Genomic DNA, 16,895 nt, shown 5'->3' on the forward strand with positions numbered 1-16,895 from the left:
AACTAGAACATGTTCTCAGGAAGGTGTCCGGTATGGACCTGGAAGCCGTGGAGAGCATCCGCTCCCTCAAATATCGCTACCTGCGGTCCCTGGACCTCAAGCAGTGGGACGAATTCGCCGACACCTTCACTCCCGACGCGACCGGTGACTACGGATCCCCCTCCGGCGGTATGCCTTTGCGGTTCACCGGCCGCGACGCGATCGTCGACTACATGCGCTCGGCGTTGAGCGCCACTATCATCACGGTGCACGTCGCCACCCACCCGGAGATCGAGGTGGACGGCGACACCGCCGCGGGCAGTTGGTGTCTGGAGGACACCGTGATCGTGCCCGAGTATCGGGTGCTGATCCGGGGCGCCGCCTACTACCGCGACCGGTACCGCCGCGACGATGGGCGCTGGCGCATCGCGCACACCGGCTACGAGCGCATCTTCGAGGCCACCATGTCGCTCGACGCCCTGCCGGGGTTCACCCTCACCGCCAATCGCTGGGCTCCCGCCGAATCCGCCTGAGGCGGGAGCGTTTCCGCATCAGCCGACGCGGCGGGCGCAGGCGAGCCCGCCGACGATCAGGGCGATCAACCCGATGACCATGGCCACGACGCCACCGCCGAGCCCGTTGCCGGTGCCCAATCCGCCGTCGGCGGTCGCCACGACCACCGCGCCGAGCACGAGCGCGAACAGTCCGGCCGCCGCGGCGACGATCGCCCCGCCGCCGGTGCCGAGACGGCCACCGCGCCGGGCGAGAGCCAGCCCGCCGACCACCGCCCCGGCGATCCCGACGAGCGCGGCGACGAGACCGCCCAATCGCCCGGCGCTGAGCTCGGAGGCACCGGCGGCGACCGGTTCCGCCGCGGCGTGCGCGACCGCGGGGGTGAGGACGGAACTTGCGAGAACGGCGGTCGCGGCGGCGACCCGGTGACGAGCGGACATGATCTGCTTCCTTCGCGTCGAGAACGAGCACTCCCCCGCAGCATGTCCGGCGGACCGGCCGCGAGTCGTCGTGCGAGCGCGGACACTTCGCGCTACCGCCGACGCCGTGCACATACCGCGGACGCGGTAGGCGGAAATCATCCGTAGGCGGGTTTCCGTCGCGTGGGCGGCCGGTTAATGTGCGCGCATGAGCAGGGCACGACTCGTGGACTGGGCGATCGCCCTCGGCGTGGCCGCGAGCCTGCTCCTCGCCGGGCGCTCGGCCGGACACTCCCCCACCGCGCTGGACCCGCTCGGTTACGCGCTGCTGGCGGCCAGCGGCCTGGTGCTGGTGGTGCGCCGCCGCGCGCCGATCGCCGTGCTGGCCGTGACCGGGGCATGCTCACTGGGGTACCAGGCCGTGGGCTTCGATGTGCCCGCGGTGGCCTTCCTGTTCGCGGTGTACGCGGCGGTGCGGGCCGGACACCATGTGGTCACCGCCATCGCGGCGGTGTCGCTGGTCGCCGCCCTGCCGCTGGCCGCTTTCGTCGCCCTCGACGATTCGCGCGAGGCGTTCGCGCAGGCCCGGGGTGCGCTCGAACTGGCGTGGCTGATCGCGGCCGCGGCCGCGGGTGAGGCGCTGCGGCAGGCCGAGCGGCGGGCGGACGAGGCCGAGCGCACCCGCGAGGAGACCGCGCGCCGCCGCGCCGACGAGGAACGCCTGCACATCGCGCGGGAACTGCACGATTCACTCACCCACCAGATCTCGGTCATCAAGGTGCAGGCCGAGGTCGCCGTGCATCTGGCCCACAAGCGCGGCGAACAGGTGCCGGAGGCGCTGCTGGCCATCCGGGAGGCCGGGCGGGAGGCGACCCGCGAGTTACGGGCGACCCTGGAGGCGCTGCGCGACGACGACCGGACTCCGCCGCCCGGCGTGGACCACATCGCGGACCTGCTGGAACGGGCGCGCAGCACCGGCCTGGACGCCAGCCTGACGGTGGCCGGACAACCCCGGGACCTACCCGCCACAGTCGGCCGGACCGCCTACCGAATCGTGCAGGAGGCGCTGACCAACATCACCCGGCACGCCTCCGCCGCGACGGCTTCGGTGCGCCTGGACTACCGCCCGGACGCACTCGTGGTCCGGGTCGACGACGACGGCCGGGCGATGCCGGACAGCGAGCCGGTGCCGGGGGTCGGACTGCACGGCATGCGCGAGCGGGTCACCGCGCTCGGCGGTCGACTGCGGGCGGCGCCGCGCGCCGACGGCGGATTCCGCGTGCACGCCGAATTGCCGGTGGGACAGCCGTGATCCGCGTCCTGCTGGTGGACGACCAGCCGCTCATTCGCAGTGGATTCCGGGCGCTGCTCGATATGGAGGACGATATCGAGGTGGTGGGCGAGGCCGCCGACGGATACGCGGGCGTGGAACTGGCCCGGGAGCTGCTGCCCGATATCGCGCTGGTCGACATCCAGATGCCGGTGCTGGACGGTATCGAGGCGACGCGACGCATTGCCGCGGATCCGGCGCTGGCCGGGGTGCACGTCGTCATCCTCACCAATTACGGTCTGGACGAGTACGTATTCCACGCGTTGCGCGCGGGCGCGGCCGGGTTCCTGGTGAAAGATGTTCAGCCGGAGGACTTTCTGCACGCCATCCGGGTCGCCGCCCGCGGTGACGCCCTGCTGGCCCCATCCATCACCCGTCGCCTGATCGACCGCTACGTCAGCCTGCCGCTCGCGGTGGGCGGCGGCCTGGACGACCTCACCAATCGGGAGCGCGAGGCGGTGGCACTGGTCGCCCGGGGGCTGTCCAACGACGAGATCGCCGACCAGATGGTCATCAGCCCGCTCACCGCGAAAACCCATGTCAATCGGGCCATGACCAAACTGCGGGCCCGGGATCGAGCCCAACTGGTGGTGCTCGCCTACGAATCCGGCCTGGTGGTGCCGCGCGACCGCTGAAATTCGGTGGCGGACACGGCCGTGCGGACGGCACCATGGTCCGCATGTTCCGGCAGCTGATCATCGTCTCGCCCGCGGCAGCGGGCGCGATGACGGCTGCCCTGGTGGTCGCATCCGCGTTCGACGGCGCCCGACGCTGACCTTCCCCGGGATGTCCCCGGGACCTCGGATGGGGAAGGTGGTTCGTCGCCGAGGTCCCGATCCACGACTCCCAGAAAAGATCTCATCATGGCCAAGCAGGCATTCGTCCGCACCAAGCCGCACCTCAATATCGGCACCATGGGCCACGTCGACCACGGCAAGACGACGCTCACCGCCGCCATCACCAAGGTGCTCGCCGAGCGCGGTGGCGGCTCCTACGTACCGTTCGAGCGCATCGACCGCGCCCCGGAGGAGGTCGACCGCGGTATCACCATCAATATCGCGCACGTCGAGTACGAGACCGACGCCCGGCACTACGCGCACGTGGACATGCCGGGGCACGCCGACTTCGTGAAGAACATGATCACCGGGGCGGCGCAGGTCGACGGCGCGATCCTGGTGCTGTCCGCGCAGGACGGCGTGATGCCGCAGACCGTCGAGCATGTGCTGCTGGCCCGGCAGGTCGGGGTCGAGCACCTGGTCGTCGCGCTGAACAAGGCCGACGGCGCGGATCCCGAGCTGCTGGAGCTGGTCGACCTCGAGGTGCGCGAGCTGCTGAGTGTGCACGGCTACGACGGTGCGGCCACGCCGGTGGTGCCGGTCTCGGGGCTGCTCGCGCTGCGGGGTGACCCGCACTGGTCGGCGGCGGTGCTGCGGTTGCTGGACGCGGTGGACAACCACATCCCCACGCCCGTGCGCTACACCGACGCGCCGTTCCTGCTGCCGATCGAGAACGTGCTCACCATCACCGGCCGCGGCACCGTCGTCACCGGTGCGGTGGAGCGCGGGCGGGTCCGCATGGGCGACCGCGTCGCGGTGCTCGGCTACGGCCGCGAGCTGGAGACGGTGGTCACCGGTGTGGAAACCTTCGGTCGCACCATGGAATTCGCGGAGGCGGGCGACAATGTCGCGCTGCTGCTGCGCGGCGTCCAGCGCGATCAGGTGCGGCGCGGTCAGATCGTCGCCGCCACCGGCAGTGTCGAGGTGCGCACCCGCTTCACCGCGCGCCTGCACCTGCTGTCGGCGGCCGAGGGCGGGCGGCGGACGCCGATCACCACCGGCTACCGGCCGCAGTTCTACCTGCGCACCGGCGATGTGGTCGGCGACGTCGCCCTCGGCACCGCGACGATGGCGATGCCCGGCGACACCGTCGAGGTGACGGTGGAGCTGGGCCAACCGGTGCCGTTGGAGCCCGGCCTCGGCTTCGCCGTCCGGGAGGGCGGCCGGACCGTGGCCGCGGGCTCGGTGCTCACGGTAGACGGGTAGTACGGCGCTGCTCGACATCGCGTCCGGTCCGGCCGCCACGGCGGTCGGGCCGGACGTTCGCGTGCGAGCGGTCGCCGCGATCCAACGGTGCTCGCCCGGCGCGAATGGGTTCCGTCGCCGCGCCCTGGCACGGGTTGGGTGCCGTCCTCGCCCTCCCGACGCGGGTGGGTGCCGTCGTCGCCCTCCCGACGCGGGCAGGTCCCGCGTCGAGCCCCCGCCGCGGGTGAGTCCCGATCACCTCGGCTCGGGTGGATGCGGGTCCACCCGCGTTCTGGGGGCACCGAAGGTCGGGGCACAGTATTTGGTGGATACGACTAGGTCACGAGGTGCCATAGCGTTTCGGCCGCAAAGGATTTGGGCGCGGTAGCGGTGGAGGGATCGACGTGGTTGCGCAAGTGGCGGTCGAGGCGATTCGCACGGACGAGCCGGAGACCGTCGTGCGGTGGCATCCGTTGACGCGGGTGGTCTTTCGGTTCGGGTTCGTCTTCGTCGGCATCGGCATGGCGGGCACCTGGCTGGCGCACACCCTGGTGCGATCGGTGGGCGTGCCGCAGGATGCGGTGCTCGAGCTGTCGACCTGGCTGGCGCTGTCTCCGCTCACCGATTGGGTGGGTGCGCGAATCTTCGGCGTCACCGTCGATTACACGCCGACCGGCAGCGGCGACACCGCGGCGCACTGGATTTCACAGTTCACGCTGCTGCTGGTCAGCCTGGTGGCCACGGCGGTGTGGTCGCTGGTGGACCGGAACCGGCCCAACTACCTGCGGCTGTACGCGTGGTTCCGGCTGCTGCTGCGCTTGGCGCTGATGAGCGCGCTGCTGCTGTACGGCATGATCAAACTGCTGCCCTCGCAGATGACGTTCTATCTGGAGCGGCTGGTGGAGCCGTTCGGGCAGATGAGTCCGATGGCGGTGTTGTGGGCGCAGACCTCGGCATCGGAGCCGTACGAAATGGCCTTGGGCGCGGCGGAAGTCGCGGCCGCGCTGCTGCTGGTGCTGCCGGTCACGGCCGGTCTGGGGTCGGTGCTGGCGCTCGTGGTGGCCATGCAGGTGCTCTTGCTCAATCTCACCTTCGACGTGCCGGTGAAGCTCTTCGCGGGGCAACTGTTGGTCTGGGCGCTGATCCTCGCCGCGCCCGAACTGGTGCGCCTGGTGCGAGCGCTGCTCGGCCACGCCGTCGGTGTCCGCGCGGCCGAACCGCTGGTCTCGACCCCGCGGGCACGGCGCATCCTGGTGGGCGCGCAGGCGGTGCTCGGCCTCTGGCTGCTGTTCACCGCGACCGTCGAAGCCCACGACGCCTGGCGCACCACCGGAAACGGCCGCGACCGCTCACCGCTGTACGGCATCTGGGATGTCACCGAGTACACCGTGGCGGGCGAGACCATGCCCGCGCTGACCGACTTCGACGGCGCGCCCGACACCGGCTCGGCACTCGACCCCGCCGCGCGCTTGCGCCGCATCATCTTCGATATCCCGCAGGGCGTGACCGCACAGCGCATGGACGACTCGCTGCTGTCGTTCCCGGCCCGCATCGACACCGAACGGCAGACCATCACGCTGTCCAAGGACACCTCGCACACCTGGCCGCTCGGCATGTTCGGCTATCAGCGGCCGGAGCCGGACCGGCTGATCCTCACCGGCCAGCTCGGCGGCCGTCCGGTGCGGATGCAGCTGGAACTGCTCGACCTGGACCGATTCCCGGTGGTCTCGCGCGGCGTCCACTGGGTCTCCCCCGTGCCCTACTACCGATAGGTTTCGGGGTCTGCTCGTGCGCGACGGTGGTCATCTCGTAACCTCGGCTGGTCCGTGTACTCGAATCCGCAGGTTGTACCGATGGCCACGTCCACCCCGCCCGCCGACCGCCTCCAGCGCTGGGAGCGCGCCGCCAACATCCCCCTGACGGTGCTGGCGGCGGTATTCCTGGGCGTCTACTCCTGGCAGGTGCTCGACACCGGGCCGTCACCGCGGCTGGACTTCTGGCTCACCGCCGTCGACGTCCTGGTGTGGGCGGTGTTCGCGGTGGACTTCGGGGTGCGGCTGCGGCTGTCCACGCACCGCTGGCAGTTCGTGAAGCAGAATCCGCTGGATCTGCTGTTCGTGCTGCTACCGCCGTTCCGTCCGCTGCGGCTGCTGCGCGCGGCCATGATCCTGCTGGACACCCTGCACCGGCACACGCTGACCCGTGCGCGGCTGTCGGTGTTCATCGGCGCCAGTTCGATTCTCATGCTGTATCTGTGCAGTCTGGCCATCTACGACGCCGAGTACGGGGTGGAGGACTCGAACATCCACAACTTCGGCGACGCGCTGTGGTGGTCGATGGTCTCGGTGACCACGGTCGGCTACGGCGACTTCTACCCGGTCACCACCGAGGGCCGGTTGGTGGCGCTGGTGCTCATGACCTTCGGCATCGGCCTGATCAGTTTCGCCATCGGCACCACCACCAGCTGGGTCATCGACAAGCTGAAGACCGTGGAGGAGTCCGCCGACCGCACCGACCGCGAGATCGGCAAACTGGTCGAGGAACTGCGGGCACTGCGCACCGAGGTCACCGCGCTGCGCGAATCACGCACCGTCGCCGGGGGCCAGATCGCGAATGAGCAGCGCGGTGTGCAGTGAGGTGCGGGTCTCCCCGTTGTCGAGATCGACGTCGAGAATCCGCTCGATCCGCGCCAGCCGGTCGTAGAGCGTGGGCCTGCTGATGGTCAACCGCCGGGCCAGTTCGGTCTTGTTGCCCGCCAGATCCAGGAACAGGCGCAGGGTGCGGACCAGCTCGGTGTCGTGCCGAATGTCGTGGCGCAGCAGGGCACTCAGCTCGGTTTCGGCGAAGCGCTGCACGCCCGGTTCCGCACGGATGAGCGACAGCAGCCCGCGCAGCCGCACATCGCCGCTGCGATAGAACGCCCGCGGGCGCGAGGTCTCCAGCGACAGCGCCACCTCCGCGATATGCGCGGCCTGCGCCAGCTCCCGGGCGGTGTCGAGCAGGGATTCCGAATCCGCGCCCACACCGATGACCACCCGGTCCACGCCCGCCACCCGGCGCACCTCGGCGGCCACGGCCGTGCACACGGTGGTGAGGCTCGCGTCCGGATCGGCGGTACGGCCCACGGCGAGGACGAGATGTACGCGACTGCCGTGCCCCGGGGTGGCCAGCGCGGTGGCGCGGCCCAGCGCCACCCCGTGCATGGCGGCGTCCAGAATGGCGGCCGTGCGGCGCTGGCGCGCCACCGGATCGGCCTCGGTGACGGCGTCGACATCGATGGCCATCGGCACATAGCGGGCCCGGCGGGCCAGTCCGAGGGAGGCGGCCAGGGCGAGGGCGTCGCGTTCGTCGCTGATCCGCCCGGTCACCATGTCGTCGATGAGTCCGGTCTGCGCCTGCCGGTGCAGACCGAACCGATCCCGTTCGATCATGCGGTGCAGGGTGAGCGTCTGCGCCGCGCGTTCCAGCACCATGCGCGCGCGAGCCGTCGGCACCCGATGCGAGCGCAGGATGAGCCGCCCCCAGCGCTGGGTGTGCGGGCCGACCGGCACCACGGTGGGGTCGGAGTCGGGCAGCAGCCGGGAGGTGGTCTCCCAGTGCTCGAGAATGGCCGAGGTGGCGGCATGGCGCGCGGTCAGCGCCAGCACGCGGTGGGTGAGATCCTCCAGCACCACCGAGGCGTCCAGCATGGTGGCGGCGGTCTGCACGATCTCGGCCAGCGATGCGCGGCGCACGCTCAGGGCGGTGAAGGTCTCGTGCACGGTGCGCGCGAACTCCAGCTCGGCGTACTGGTCGGCCACGATCACCCGGTGCACGGCCTCGGTGATCTCCACGAATCGCACCACCCGGTGCAGCGCGATCACCGGCATGCCCAGTTCGTCGGCGGTGGCGGCAACGAGCGGGGAGAGTTCCCGCACGGAGGTGCCCAGTTCCACCACCAGTCCCGAAACACCGGCCGCGGCCAAGGCTTTCAGATAGTCGACGGTGGCGGCGGCACCGTGGGTGAGCGCCTGGCCGGTGGTGAGGATGAGTTCGCGGCCCACCAGTAGTTCCGCCACCTCGGGCAGTTCGCTCACGTGCACCCAGCGCACCGGCCGGTCGAGCGATCCGCCGCCGACCACCTCGGGTTCCCCGGCGCGCACCACCGGCATCGCCAGGACATCAGCGACGGAGAGCAGCACCGACGAATCGTAATACGAAATCCGAAAACACATACAGATCGTCGGGGTGCGAATGATGATGGACAGCGCAGAGTAGGACGCGGAGGGTCCGTCCCGTCATGCCGGTGACCGGGAGCGGACCCCCCTTTCAGGATCGCGGCTCACCGAATCGAGGAACTATGCAGACCATCGCGCACTGGCTCGACGGCAAACCGTTCGCCGGATCCAGCGAGGCGACCGCGCCGGTGACCAATCCCGCCACGGGCGCGGTGACCGGACAGGTCGCACTGGCCGACCAGGCCGATGTGCGGGCGGTGGTGGACGCGGCGGTCGCGGCCTTCCCCGCCTGGCGTGACGCCTCCCTCGCCAAACGCACCCAGGTGCTGTTCCGATTCCGCGAACTGCTCAACGAGCGCAAGGAGGAACTGGCCGCCATCATCACCGCCGAACACGGCAAGGTGCTCGCCGATGCGCTCGGCGAGGTGACACGCGGCCTGGAAGTAGTCGAATTCGCTTGCGGCATACCGCATCTACTCAAGGGCGGGTACACCGAGAACGCCTCCACCAAGGTCGACATCTTCTCGGTGCGCCAACCGCTGGGACCGGTCGCGGTCATCTCGCCGTTCAACTTCCCCGCCATGGTGCCGATGTGGTTCTTCCCCCTCGCCATCGCGGCCGGGAACACCGTGGTGCTCAAGCCGAGCGAGAAGGATCCGTCGGCCTCACTGTGGCTGGCCGCGCTGTGGCAGGAGGCCGGGCTGCCCGACGGCGTGTTCAACGTGGTGCAGGGCGACAAGGTCGCGGTGGACGAACTGCTCGACAATCCGGCCGTCAAGGCGGTGTCCTTCGTGGGGTCCACGCCCATCGCCCGGTACGTGTACGAACGCGGCACCGCCAACGGCAAACGGGTGCAGGCGCTGGGCGGGGCCAAGAACCACATGGTGGTGCTGCCGGACGCGGATCTGGATCTGGCCGCCGACGCCGCCGTGAACGCGGGCTTCGGCTCCGCCGGAGAGCGATGCATGGCCATCAGCGCGCTGGTGGCGGTCGGTCCGGTGGCCGACGACCTGGTGGCGCGGATCGCCGAGCGCGCCAAGACCATTCGCACCGGCGACGGCACCCGGGACGCCGATATGGGGCCGCTGGTGACCCGGGCGCATCGGGACCGGGTGGCGTCCTATGTGGAGGCCGGGGAATCCGCCGGTGCGACAGTGGTTCTCGACGGTCGCACGGTGGAGGCCGACGGCGCGGCGGACGGATTCTGGCTCGGCCCCACCATTCTCGACCACGTCACTCCCGAGATGAGCGTGTACACCGACGAGATCTTCGGACCGGTGCTGTCGGTGCTGCGGGTCGAGTCCTACGAGGAGGCCATGGCGCTGCTCAACGCCAACCCGTACGGCAACGGCACCGCCCTGTTCACCAATGACGGCGGCGCGGCCCGGCGCTTCCACAACGAGGTCGAGGTCGGCATGGTCGGCATCAACGTCCCCATTCCGGTGCCCATGGCCTACTACAGCTTCGGCGGCTGGAAGAACTCGCTGTTCGGCGACTCCCACGCGCACGGCATCGACGGCGTGCACTTCTTCACCCGCACCAAGGCCGTCACCACCCGCTGGCTCGACCCCAGCCACGGCGGCCTGAATCTCGGTTTCCCGCAGAACCACTGACGCCGCGTAAGGACCATCATGACCCTTCCGAACGGACTCACCCCCGAGGCGGCACGCGAACAGGCCGCCCGCGCTTACGCATTGGACCGCAAGCACGTCTTCCACTCCTGGTCGGCGCAGGCGGCACTGAAACCGATGGTCATCACCGCCGCCCAGGGTTCGTACGTGTGGGACGGCGACGGCAACCGACTGCTGGACTTCTCCTCGCAGATGGTGAACACCAATATCGGACACCAGCATCCGAAGGTGGTCGCCGCCATCCAGGAGCAGGCGGGCAAGCTGTGCACCGTCGCCCCGCCGCACGCCAACGACGCCCGCTCCGAGGCGGCGCGGCTGATCGCCGAACGCACCCCCGGTGAGCTGAACCGCATCTTCTTCACCAACGGCGGCGCGGACGCGGTGGAGCACGCGGTGCGGATGGCGCGGCTGCACACCGGCCGCCCCAAGGTGCTCGCCCGCTACCGCTCCTATCACGGTGGCACCGATACCGCGGTCAATCTCACCGGCGACCCGCGCCGGTGGCCCAACGACACCGGCAGCAGCGGCGTGGTCCACTTCTTCGGACCGTTCCTGTACCGCAGCCAGTTCCACGCGAGCACCGAGGCGGAGGAGTCGCAGCGGGCACTGGAACATCTCGAGCAGACGATCCTGTTCGAGGGACCGGCCACCATCGCGGCCGTCATCCTGGAGCCGGTTCCCGGTACGGCCGGAATCATGGTTCCCCCACCGGGATACGTGGCCGGGGTGCGCGAACTGTGCGACCGGCACGGCATCGTCCTCATCGCCGACGAGGTGATGGCGGGCTTCGGGCGCACCGGAAAGTGGTTCGCCATCCAGCATTTCGAGGGCGTGGTGCCCGACCTCATCACCTTCGCCAAGGGCGTGAACTCCGGATACGTGCCGCTGGGCGGGGTGGCCATCAGCCCCGAGATCGCCGCCACCTTCGACGACCGGGCGTATCCGGGCGGACTCACGTATTCGGGGCACCCGCTGGCGACGGCGGCCGCGGTGGCGACCATCGAGGCCATGACCGAGGAGCGGATCGTCGAGAACGCCGCCGATATCGGCGAACGCGTCATCGGGCCGGGTCTGCGGGAGCTGGCCGAGCGCCATCCGAGCATCGGCGAGGTGCGCGGACTCGGCGTGTTCTGGGCGGTGGAGCTGGTGCGCGACCGCGGCACCCGCGAACCGCTCGCCCCCTACGGCGGCACCAGCCAGGCCATGATCGACACGGTGGCCGCCGCCAAGTCCGCCGGGCTGCTGCTGTTCGTGAACTTCAACCGCCTGCACGTGGTGCCACCGTGCACCATCACGGAGGCCGAGGCCAAGGAGGGTCTGGGGCTGCTGGATCAGGCACTGACGGTCGCGGACGGCCATCTCGGCTGACTCCTGCCGGAAGGCTCACCCTCATCAGGTCTTCGGCACCTCGGCTGATGCTCCGGCCAACGTGTTGGCTATTCGAGTGCGCGGGCGAGACTCAGGGCGAGAGCATCGCAGTCCTCGAGCATCGCGATATGTCCGACTCCGCGGAGGTATTCCAGCTTGGCACCCGGCACCGCCGCGTACTGGTGCGCCGACGCCGGGTCCCAACGAGGGTCGGAGTCTCCGAAGATCACGAAGACGGGTTTCCCGGCGTCGATGAGGCGCTGGGGAACCGATCGGGTGGAAATGTAGTCGCCGTTGGCGGCGAGAATCGCACGAAAGGCTCGATAGGAAGTCCTTCGCAGGTCGGCGACAACCTCGTCGGGCACCGTGATCCGGGCCGCCGCCGTCGCCGCTAGTCCGCGGCGGATCATCGAGTCGCTACGAATCGACCAGATGAGCGGCCCGATCGGCGGCGAGACGAGCACCCGGATGATGGCCGGTTCGGGGCGCAGGGCGGTAAGGCTCGGCCCGGTGCTGACCAGGATCAACTTGCCGACCAGGTCGGGACGACGCTCTACGAGGGCTGTGCCGACGTAACCTCCACTGGAGTGACCGACGACATCCACGTTTCGGACGCCGAGTTCGTCCAATACGGCGGCTATCCGATCCGCTTGCTGTGCAACGGCATACGTCGAGGCCGACTCGGACCGGCCGCATCCGGGAAGGTCGATCGTGATCAGCCGATGTTCCCTGCTCAGCGTCGGCACCACCGCTGCCCAGGTGGAACCGACGGCGCCCGAACCGTGGATGAGCAGCACGGGCGGCGCCGCCGAGTTCCCGTCGATGACGACGTGCACCCCGCGCACCGTCCTCGAGCGTCGCGCCTGCGCTGGAGTCGATTTGGTCATACCCGACAGCGTCGTCGCAGGCGGCCCCGCCGTATTGAACGAATGTCACGCCTGCGCGCCGTCCGCGCGCTCGCCGAGCATCCGGAACACCGACTAATCTGGCTGCATGACCGCTGCCGGCCAATTGGATTGGAATCGGGTCGATGTCGCGGTTCCGGTCCGACAACCGACTCCGGGAGTCTGGATGGCGGGTTTCCGATACAACTACGGTGCCTCGGTCGACATCACGATGATCCCGTACCCCATGGTTACGCTCCTGTTCGATCTCAGCGAGCAGGTGGTCGTCCACGATCGGCTCGGGCGCTCGGTCACGGGTGACACGATCGTCGGCCTCGATGCGGGTGCCGTACGTGTCGCCGGGGCAGGCGCCGGCGACGTCCTACAGATCCGGGTGTCTCCTGTTGTCGCCGCAGCAATTCTCCGCGACACCGACGTCATCGGCGGTACCGTGACTCCGCTGCGGGAACTGTGGGGCAGCTGCGCTACCGCCCTTGCCGAGCGGCTGCGTGCGACGCCGTCATGGGACGATCGGTTCGCAGTCGCCGCAGAGTTCCTTCGCGACCGGGCCGCCCGCAGATTCGGCGTCGCGCCCGAGATCGCGTACGCCTGGAACCAGACCATCCGCACCAGAGGGCTGCTCCGCGTCGAGGACCTTGCCATGGAGATCGGCTGGACGCGCCAGCGCCTATGGTCTCGTTTCCGGACTCATCTCGGAGTTTCGCCGAAGCGAGCGTGCGAACTCGTACGCTTCGATCATGCCGCCCATCTCCTCGCGGCAGGGCGCCCGCCCGCGGATGTGGCCGCCGAGGCCGGCTATGCCGACCAGTCCCATCTTCACCGCCGAATCAAGTCGATCATCGATATGACCCCCACCGGCGTGGCCACCGCGCCATGGCTTGCGATCGACGAAGTCGCTTGGCCGACAATCTAATTCCCACGGACGACCGAACGCGAGCCCGATCCGGGTTCGGTCAAACCGCTCGGCTCCGACGCCGACAACGCCCCGATCGCACGTATTGCCTCCGCGGTCTCCCGTTGGGCCTCCGCCTGCGCGAGGGCGGCGTGCGCCTGCGCCTGCGCGATCACGTTCCGTCGCTCCGCTTCGCTGACTTCCGCTGCGGCGGTGAGCTCCTCGAGTAGCGCCTCGGCCCGCTGCTTGTGGGTGGTGTAGTCGTCCATCGGGCGATTCTCGCATCCTTCTCGCTGTTCGAGAGATCGTCAGGCCGACCCGACAGCACGTCGGTCTCTCCGATCGATGGTGGGGGGAGGCGGTCGATACGTCGGGTTCGTGTATTCGCGGGCACGGTAGCCACAGGGCGATAATCAAAGGACAAATCGCATTGCTGGAAGGGGTGCGTGAACGATGTTTCTCCTTCTGGCACAGTGGCTTTTCCCGATAGAATTTCGGCATGAATACGAGCCGGGCAGGAGAGGTATTCGCGGTCGTGGAGGAATTGACGACCGCGACCACCGCCCTGCTCGACGAAGACCTCACCCGCTACACCGACACCGACTTCGTGGAACTGATGCGACGCGTCGAAGCCTTCCGCGCCCGGTTGGGCGCGGTGTCGCATCGCCTGGTCATCGAGACCAGCGACCGGCACCTGCCCGAACGCGCCGGATCCAAGAGCCTGACCAAGTATTTGAGCGAAACCCTGCGGATATCGATGGCCGAGGCCGGATCACGACGACGCGCAGCACAGAAACTCGGCGTGTTCCATTTCGTGCACGGAGAAGACCGGGAACCGGAATTACCGCACACCGCCGCCCACCAAGCGGCCGGGCTGCTGTCGGTAGAACACGCCCGCCGCATCATGACGGTCATGGACCGCATCCCCGCCGCCGTACCGACCGAATTACGGGTAGAGGCCGAACAGCTGTTGGCCCAGCACGCGTGCGAGCTGACCCCGGAAGCGATCGTGACGGTCGGGGAATCGATCCTGGCTCACCTCGACCCCGACGGCACCCTGACCGACGACCGCGACCGCGCCCGCGTCCGGGGGATCACGGTGGGACGTCAACGCATCGACGGCATGACCGAAATCTGCGGACTGCTCACCCCGCACCTGCGGGCACTGCTGGACGCGGTCTTGGCCAAGGGATCGCGGCCGGGCATGTGTAACCCCGCCGACCCCGACAGTCCCTCGCTGGCCACCCGCGCCATCGACCCGAAACACCTCGAGGCCGCCGCCGGACGCGACACCCGCACCATCGCGCAACGCAATCACGATGCTGTGGCCGCGTTCCTGACCGCCACCGGCGGATCGAAAACCCTCGGCAGTCACCGGGGCATGCCCGTCTCGGTGGTACTCACCATGCGGATGGAAGATCTCGAACGCGGTACCGGGCACGCGGTCACCGCCGCGGGCACGACGATGTCGATCCCGGCCGCGTTGCGGCTGGCCGAGGGCCGCTACCCGTGGCTGCTGCTCTTCGGCCGCGACGGAGTCCCGCTCTACCTCGGGCGCGGGCAGCGGTTGGCGTCGCGGTGGCAGCGGTTGGCGTGTGTGGCCCGTGACCGTGGCTGTACCTTCCCCGGTTGTGACGCGCCCGCGACGATGTGCGCGGTGCACCATCTGATCCCGTGGGCACACCAGGGTGGCACCGATATCGACAACCTGACCCTGGTGTGCGACCGGCACCACGCCCAGGTCGCCGAGGACACCGACGACCCCACCGGATGGGCCACCGAACGCATGGGTGCGCACACTGGGTATCCGGGTCGTACCGGGTGGCGTCCCCCGGCCCATCACGATCCGGCACGGGGTCGGCGGGTCAACCACCGCCACCACGGCGACGAACTCCTCGGCCCCGCCATCCACCGACTGCGCGTCAAACAAGACGCCGGGCTACCACCACCACCCCTGCGGCAATAAGCCCACCACCACACCCTTTGTGGACGGGACACCAACCGTCCACCAGGGCACCTGGTATACAGGACCACCCGCACGGCCACCACCTGCCCGCGCGGGCCACACCCACGCCATCCGGCCACACCAACGCCCACACCGTCCGGCCACGCCCACGTCATCCGGGGAGACTCACGTCATCGGGCTCCGCCTCCGCCGTCGGGCCGCGCCTACGCACATTGCGGCCACGCTCACGCCGTCCAGCCGCATCCACGCGTTCCGGCCACACCCAGACCCTGCGGGCCGCACGCAAGCAACATCACGAACGGCCTGATTCACCAGGCCCAGCACGCACCCGACCTTCCAGCCAGCACCCAACCGCACCGCCGCGATCCCCAAAGCTCCGAAACCCCCGCCAGACCTCAAGCGTCGAACAATCCCCGAACCATCAAATCTGTAAAACGCCACCGCAGCCAGTCCGCAGGCCGGAATAGCAGCCAACGGCACCCAACCCGGCGTCAGCGAAAGTCAGGAAAGGCACCCAACGCCACCACACTTCATATCTCTTGCCACCTCAAAGCCCATACATTCCAGGAAAGCGCCAGCTCGATGAGCCCGCGTCTCGCCCCGCCCCCACGAGCGCAAGGAAGGCCACGGTCTCCTGCACCACGCCTTGGCCACCATCTGCCCGAATGGCGGGTGCCCGAGACTGCCGGTGGGCGGACGCTGTGGGTGCGACTCCCCACGGTGACAGCATCGCCTTCGCCCAAGGTGCCCTGCGGTGCGGCGTCGCGGTGCTGCCGGATTCCGGACTGGGCCCCACCGGCGGCAGTCTCTATATGATCCGGATCGGCTTCGTCGCCGGTCCGGGCGAACTGCGGGAGGCGGTGCGGCGGCTGGCGCGGGTCTGGCGTTCGTATGATCCACCCCGGCAGGCCGCCTCGGCACCGGCTCCGTTGGCCGTGTGAACGGGGACGCTGCGCGAAAGGGACCTACAGGTGGGGCACCCGCTGAGTCGACAGCGCCGCGAGTTCGCGGGTGAGGTTGGCTCGTGCGGCGGACTCGTATCGGGTGCGGCCGATGTCGGTGTGGAACAGTCGCGGTAGCCGTGCCAGGCCCTCCAGTACCGCGCGACGGCCGGTGCGGAACGCGTCGTCGGGGATCTGGGCGTATTCGGCGCGGACGGCGGATACGTAGGCGGCATAACCTGTTTCGTCCGCGGCGAGCACGGCCAGGTCGGCGTCGCAGAGTACCGCGCCATTGCGGTCGTCGGGTTGCGGGGCGTGCCCGGCGGTCAGGCGTACCAGCCGCGCCACCTCGGCCACCGTGCCCGCATCCACGCCGAGATCGGGCAGTGCCGCTTCCGCCAAACGCGCGCTGCGCTCCTCGTTGTCGGCGCGGTCGACCGCGTAGACGGCGTCGTGGAAGAACGCCGCGTAGCGGACGGCGTCCGGATCGTCGGCGGCCGCGGCCAGATCGTCGATGACGGCCAGCATGGCCGCCAGATGTTCGACCGTGTGGTACCGCCGGTGCGGCTCACGGTACCGCCGGACGAGATCCTCCCCCACCGCCCGCGCATGCGGACCGGCCAGCGCCGCCCACCGTTCCATCAGCGTCGCGTCGGTACTCATGTACGCAGTGTGCCGAATCGTCGGCCCGCGCAACACCCTTGGCGCACGGT

General features: G+C 69.4%; 16 protein-coding genes. 11 read left to right on the forward strand and 5 right to left on the reverse strand.

Annotated features, from left to right (window positions below; all coding sequences use genetic code 11):
- Nucleotides 1-32: 32 nt before the first annotated feature.
- A complete protein-coding gene (locus FOH10_RS20720; protein ID WP_143981987.1) occupies nt 33-512 on the forward strand; it encodes a nuclear transport factor 2 family protein in 480 nt (159 codons plus the stop codon).
- 18 nt (nt 513-530) lie between these two features.
- On the opposite strand, the gene FOH10_RS20725 is transcribed toward FOH10_RS20720, so the two are convergent.
- Nucleotides 531-932 (reverse strand): DUF6223 family protein, encoded by a 402-nt coding sequence (locus tag FOH10_RS20725; RefSeq protein ID WP_143981988.1) that lies wholly within the window; start codon nt 930-932, stop codon nt 531-533.
- Between the two features lie 187 nt (nt 933-1,119).
- Between FOH10_RS20725 and FOH10_RS20730 the strand changes: the two genes are divergently transcribed.
- From FOH10_RS20730 to FOH10_RS20750, 5 genes are all read left to right on the forward strand, one after another.
- The gene (locus tag FOH10_RS20730) at nt 1,120-2,223 is read left to right on the forward strand and encodes a sensor histidine kinase (RefSeq protein WP_143981989.1); all 1,104 of its coding nucleotides are present in this window, start codon (nt 1,120-1,122) and stop codon (nt 2,221-2,223) included.
- Nucleotides 2,220-2,876, forward strand: a complete 657-nt coding sequence (locus FOH10_RS20735) for a response regulator (RefSeq protein WP_143981990.1) — start codon at nt 2,220-2,222, stop codon at nt 2,874-2,876. The genes FOH10_RS20730 and FOH10_RS20735 overlap by 4 nt, the downstream gene beginning before the upstream one ends.
- 228 nt (nt 2,877-3,104) lie before the next feature.
- Nucleotides 3,105-4,283: an elongation factor Tu gene (tuf, locus tag FOH10_RS20740; RefSeq protein WP_143981991.1), complete on the forward strand. Its 1,179-nt coding sequence runs from the start codon at nt 3,105-3,107 to the stop codon at nt 4,281-4,283.
- A 383-nt stretch (nt 4,284-4,666) separates the two neighbouring features.
- Nucleotides 4,667-6,034 carry a DoxX family protein gene (locus FOH10_RS20745; RefSeq protein ID WP_143981992.1) on the forward strand — a complete coding sequence of 456 codons (1,368 nt, stop codon included), beginning with the start codon at nt 4,667-4,669 and terminating at the stop codon, nt 6,032-6,034.
- 81 nt (nt 6,035-6,115) lie between these two features.
- Nucleotides 6,116-6,898 carry a potassium channel family protein gene (locus FOH10_RS20750; RefSeq protein WP_143981993.1) on the forward strand — a complete coding sequence of 261 codons (783 nt, stop codon included), beginning with the start codon at nt 6,116-6,118 and terminating at the stop codon, nt 6,896-6,898.
- Here the strand turns inward: FOH10_RS20750 and FOH10_RS20755 are convergent.
- Nucleotides 6,845-8,443, reverse strand: coding sequence for a PucR family transcriptional regulator (locus tag FOH10_RS20755; RefSeq protein ID WP_143981994.1), 1,599 nt, complete (start codon nt 8,441-8,443; stop codon nt 6,845-6,847). The two genes, FOH10_RS20750 and FOH10_RS20755, sit on opposite strands and share 54 nt — an antisense overlap.
- 158 nt (nt 8,444-8,601) lie before the next feature.
- Here FOH10_RS20755 and FOH10_RS20760 point away from each other — a divergent pair, with 158 nt between their 5' ends.
- A complete protein-coding gene (locus tag FOH10_RS20760; protein WP_143981995.1) occupies nt 8,602-10,092 on the forward strand; it encodes a CoA-acylating methylmalonate-semialdehyde dehydrogenase in 1,491 nt (496 codons plus the stop codon).
- A gap of 18 nt (nt 10,093-10,110) precedes the next feature.
- Nucleotides 10,111-11,478, forward strand: a complete 1,368-nt coding sequence (locus FOH10_RS20765) for an aspartate aminotransferase family protein (RefSeq protein ID WP_143981996.1) — start codon at nt 10,111-10,113, stop codon at nt 11,476-11,478.
- A 68-nt stretch (nt 11,479-11,546) separates the two neighbouring features.
- Here FOH10_RS20765 and FOH10_RS20770 read toward each other — a convergent pair whose 3' ends face one another.
- Complete coding sequence (locus FOH10_RS20770; RefSeq protein WP_244961304.1) at nt 11,547-12,365, reverse strand: alpha/beta fold hydrolase; 819 nt, start codon at nt 12,363-12,365, stop codon at nt 11,547-11,549.
- 106 nt (nt 12,366-12,471) lie between these two features.
- On the opposite strand from FOH10_RS20770, the gene FOH10_RS20775 reads away from it, so the two are divergent.
- Entirely contained in the window at nt 12,472-13,296 is an 825-nt protein-coding gene (locus tag FOH10_RS20775; protein ID WP_244961305.1) for a helix-turn-helix domain-containing protein, read from the forward strand.
- Here the strand turns inward: FOH10_RS20775 and FOH10_RS20780 are convergent.
- A complete protein-coding gene (locus tag FOH10_RS20780; RefSeq protein WP_143981997.1) occupies nt 13,293-13,544 on the reverse strand; it encodes a hypothetical protein in 252 nt (83 codons plus the stop codon). The two genes, FOH10_RS20775 and FOH10_RS20780, sit on opposite strands and share 4 nt — an antisense overlap.
- Before the next feature lie 230 nt (nt 13,545-13,774).
- On the opposite strand from FOH10_RS20780, the gene FOH10_RS20785 reads away from it, so the two are divergent.
- Together FOH10_RS20785 and FOH10_RS20790 are read left to right on the forward strand one after the other, a co-directional pair.
- On the forward strand, nt 13,775-15,241 hold the full coding sequence (locus FOH10_RS20785; RefSeq protein WP_143981998.1) for an HNH endonuclease signature motif containing protein: 1,467 nt from the start codon (nt 13,775-13,777) through the stop codon (nt 15,239-15,241).
- 701 nt (nt 15,242-15,942) lie between these two features.
- Complete coding sequence (locus tag FOH10_RS20790) at nt 15,943-16,182, forward strand: hypothetical protein (RefSeq protein ID WP_143981999.1); 240 nt, start codon at nt 15,943-15,945, stop codon at nt 16,180-16,182.
- A 24-nt stretch (nt 16,183-16,206) separates the two neighbouring features.
- On the opposite strand, the gene FOH10_RS20795 is transcribed toward FOH10_RS20790, so the two are convergent.
- Nucleotides 16,207-16,845, reverse strand: coding sequence for an HD domain-containing protein (locus FOH10_RS20795; protein WP_143982000.1), 639 nt, complete (start codon nt 16,843-16,845; stop codon nt 16,207-16,209).
- Nucleotides 16,846-16,895: the final 50 nt, after the last annotated feature.

Origin of the sequence: Nocardia otitidiscaviarum (assembly GCF_007362295.1) — a bacterium.
Classification (GTDB): domain Bacteria; phylum Actinomycetota; class Actinomycetes; order Mycobacteriales; family Mycobacteriaceae; genus Nocardia; species Nocardia otitidiscaviarum.

Bases quoted from the DNA above. Each gene is read 5' to 3' on its own strand.
- FOH10_RS20720 (WP_143981987.1), top strand. From the start codon at position 33: ATGGACCTGGAAGCCGTGGAGAGCATCCGCTCCCTCAAATATCGCTAC.
- FOH10_RS20725 (WP_143981988.1), bottom strand. From the start codon at position 932: ATGTCCGCTCGTCACCGGGTCGCCGCCGCGACCGCCGTTCTCGCAAGT.
- FOH10_RS20730 (WP_143981989.1), top strand. From the start codon at position 1,120: ATGAGCAGGGCACGACTCGTGGACTGGGCGATCGCCCTCGGCGTGGCC.
- tuf (WP_143981991.1), top strand. From the start codon at position 3,105: ATGGCCAAGCAGGCATTCGTCCGCACCAAGCCGCACCTCAATATCGGC.
- FOH10_RS20750 (WP_143981993.1), top strand. From the start codon at position 6,116: ATGGCCACGTCCACCCCGCCCGCCGACCGCCTCCAGCGCTGGGAGCGC.
- FOH10_RS20760 (WP_143981995.1), top strand. From the start codon at position 8,602: ATGCAGACCATCGCGCACTGGCTCGACGGCAAACCGTTCGCCGGATCC.
- FOH10_RS20765 (WP_143981996.1), top strand. From the start codon at position 10,111: ATGACCCTTCCGAACGGACTCACCCCCGAGGCGGCACGCGAACAGGCC.
- FOH10_RS20770 (WP_244961304.1), bottom strand. From the start codon at position 12,365: ATGACCAAATCGACTCCAGCGCAGGCGCGACGCTCGAGGACGGTGCGC.
- FOH10_RS20775 (WP_244961305.1), top strand. From the start codon at position 12,472: ATGACCGCTGCCGGCCAATTGGATTGGAATCGGGTCGATGTCGCGGTT.
- FOH10_RS20780 (WP_143981997.1), bottom strand. From the start codon at position 13,544: ATGGACGACTACACCACCCACAAGCAGCGGGCCGAGGCGCTACTCGAG.
- FOH10_RS20785 (WP_143981998.1), top strand. From the start codon at position 13,775: ATGAATACGAGCCGGGCAGGAGAGGTATTCGCGGTCGTGGAGGAATTG.
- FOH10_RS20795 (WP_143982000.1), bottom strand. From the start codon at position 16,845: ATGAGTACCGACGCGACGCTGATGGAACGGTGGGCGGCGCTGGCCGGT.